The 2,107-nt window shown below is 68.9% G+C and carries 3 protein-coding genes; 1 reads left to right on the top strand and 2 read right to left on the bottom strand.

Going from position 1 to position 2,107, the window contains the following annotated elements; translation table 11 throughout:
• The first annotated feature begins 196 nt into the window (after nucleotides 1–196).
• Nucleotides 197–1,003, top strand: coding sequence for a DUF4097 family beta strand repeat-containing protein (locus tag VEG08_13170; protein ID HXZ28937.1), 807 nt, complete (start codon nucleotides 197–199; stop codon nucleotides 1,001–1,003).
• 95 nt (nucleotides 1,004–1,098) lie between these two features.
• Here the strand turns inward: VEG08_13170 and VEG08_13165 are convergent, their stop codons facing one another.
• A complete protein-coding gene (locus VEG08_13165; GenBank protein HXZ28936.1) occupies nucleotides 1,099–1,623 on the bottom strand; it encodes a superoxide dismutase family protein in 525 nt (174 codons plus the stop codon).
• 69 nt (nucleotides 1,624–1,692) lie between these two features.
• Nucleotides 1,693–2,094: a TIR domain-containing protein gene (locus tag VEG08_13160; protein ID HXZ28935.1), complete on the bottom strand. Its 402-nt coding sequence runs from the start codon at nucleotides 2,092–2,094 to the stop codon at nucleotides 1,693–1,695.
• Nucleotides 2,095–2,107: the final 13 nt, after the last annotated feature.

Here is a 2,107-nt window from a genome sequence, read left to right as displayed (position 1 = left end):
GCCTGCGCGACAAGTTCGGCGAGTCCGCCGTGTCGCTGGGCAGCGGTCTCAAGCAGCGGTTCCGCGAGCGCATCCACGAGAACCCCGCCTCGCTCCCCGGCAAGAAGCCCAAGAAGTAGCGGAACTTCGTCCCTCCGGCTTACGTTCTACCTGCCAGCCCGTCTATTGGGGTAAACCACGAAAAGGATGGCCTCCAATGCGAATCCTGCGCGCGACCCTTCTGCTGGCCGGCCTGCTGCTGCCCACGCTGCTGTGGGCCGCCCCCGCCGACACCTCCTCCTCCACCGACAACCCCTTCCACTGGACCGGCAAGCTCCAGCCCGACCAGTGGGTGCGCATCAAGAACGTGAGCGGCGACATCCGCGCCGAAGGCGTGGCCGGCGACCAGGTGGAGATCACCGCCACCAAGAGCGGCCCCGACGCCGACCAGGTCCGCATCGAGGTCGTCCAGGATTCCGATGGGGTCACTCTCTGCGCCGTCTATCCCAGCGGCTGGGGCGAAGAGAACCACTGCGCCAGCGGCCACGGCTGGCACAACAGCACCCGCGGCAATTTCCACGCGCGCGTGGACTTCACCGTGCGCCTGCCCCGCAACCTGCTCTTCGACGCCCAGACCGTCTCCGGCAAAGTGGAGGCCGAGCACCTGGGCCGCCGCGCCCTGGTCAGCAGCGTGAACGGCGCGGTGCAGGTCTCCACCGCCGAGTGGGCCGAGGCCACCACCGTGAACGGCTCCATCACCGCCCGCTTCGGCTCCTCCGACTGGCCCGACGCCCTCAAGCTGGCCTCGGTCAACGGCGCCATCGACCTCGAGGTCCCCGCCGACTTCAGCGCCGAGGTCAGCTTCAGCTCCGTCAACGGCCGCTTCGAGACCGACTTTCCCTTGACCGTGCAGGGCGGCGTCAGCCGCTTCCACCTCACCGGCACCATCGGCTCCGGCGGCCGCCGCCTCAAGCTGGAGACCGTCAACGGCAGCGTCACCCTGCACAAACGCGCTATGAATTGATGGAGGAAGGAGCCGCCCGCACCCCCGCCCAGGGCCGAGGGACGAGTGCCCCCGTGCTCCTGGAAACGAGAAACGAGAAACGAGAAACTAGAAACTCATTTCTTGATCACTCCGCAGGCGACGCGGTCGCCGGCGTTGCCCGCGGGATCGGTCTTCATGTCGTCCGCCTTGGCGTGCACCACCAGCGCGGTGCCGCCGTTCGCGAACAGCGAGTCTTCGCGCTCCCCCAGGCTCACCCGCTGGTTGTGGACGGTGGTCTTGGCGTTGCCCTTGGCGTCCACCCGGATGTTGGGCATGTCGCCGGCGTGCGGTCCTTGCGGGTTCATCAGCCCGTGCTTCATGTGGGCGGGATTGAAGTGCGGCCCCGCGCTCTTGAAGTCCGGCCCTTCGCACATCGCGTTCTGATGGAAGTGCAGCGCGTGCTCGCCCGGCGTCAGCCCGTGCAGCCGCAGCTTGATGGTCACGCCGTGATCGCCGGCTCCGGCCCCGCCGCTGATCTCCGCCGTGCCCACGCTCTGCCCCTGCGCGTCCTTCAGCTCGGTGGTGACCGTGATCTTCTTGCCCCAGGCCGCGCCCGCGGCCAGCAGCAGCACTACTCCCAGCAGCATCCCCTGGCGCATGACTCCCTCCTTATGGACCGGCGGAGAGTGTATCGCAAAGCGGGGTGCGAGGGCGGAGGGCCGCTTCTCCTAGGTACCGGGCGCAGAGGGCTGAGCGCTGCTCCTGACGAAGGCGGCGACCTCTTCCCAATTCCACTCCACCACCCGCCGTCCCGACAGTTCCCGGGGGACGGTGGGGCGGCGCTCGCCGTGGATGTACACCCCCATCATGGGCAGCCGGGCCGCGCGCGCGCACTGCATCTCCCAGCGGGCGCCGGGAGCGGTCAGGGTGCGCCAGCTCAGCAGCGCGATCATGGCGTCGCAGCCCTCCACCGCGCGCCGCGTCTGGCTCTTCCAAGCCTCGTCCGCGGCCCGCTTGGGGGTCATGTCCACGAACTCGATGGGCAATCGCTGCTGGCGGGCGGGGGCGACCAGGAACTCGCGGTAGGGCTTGTCCTCTTCGGCGAAGCTCAGGAAGATGCGGCGGGCCATGGGGGCCCTCCTC

It is taken from the genome of Terriglobales bacterium, from assembly GCA_035624475.1.
Classification (GTDB): Bacteria; Acidobacteriota; Terriglobia; order Terriglobales; family Acidobacteriaceae; genus DASPRL01.
Note: the sequence above shows the minus strand (reverse complement) of the source record. Positions and strands in the feature narration are given on the sequence as shown.

Bases quoted from the DNA above. Each gene is read 5' to 3' on its own strand.
- VEG08_13160 (HXZ28935.1), bottom strand. From the start codon at position 2,094: ATGGCCCGCCGCATCTTCCTGAGCTTCGCCGAAGAGGACAAGCCCTAC.
- VEG08_13170 (HXZ28937.1), top strand. From the start codon at position 197: ATGCGAATCCTGCGCGCGACCCTTCTGCTGGCCGGCCTGCTGCTGCCC.
- VEG08_13165 (HXZ28936.1), bottom strand. From the start codon at position 1,623: ATGCGCCAGGGGATGCTGCTGGGAGTAGTGCTGCTGCTGGCCGCGGGC.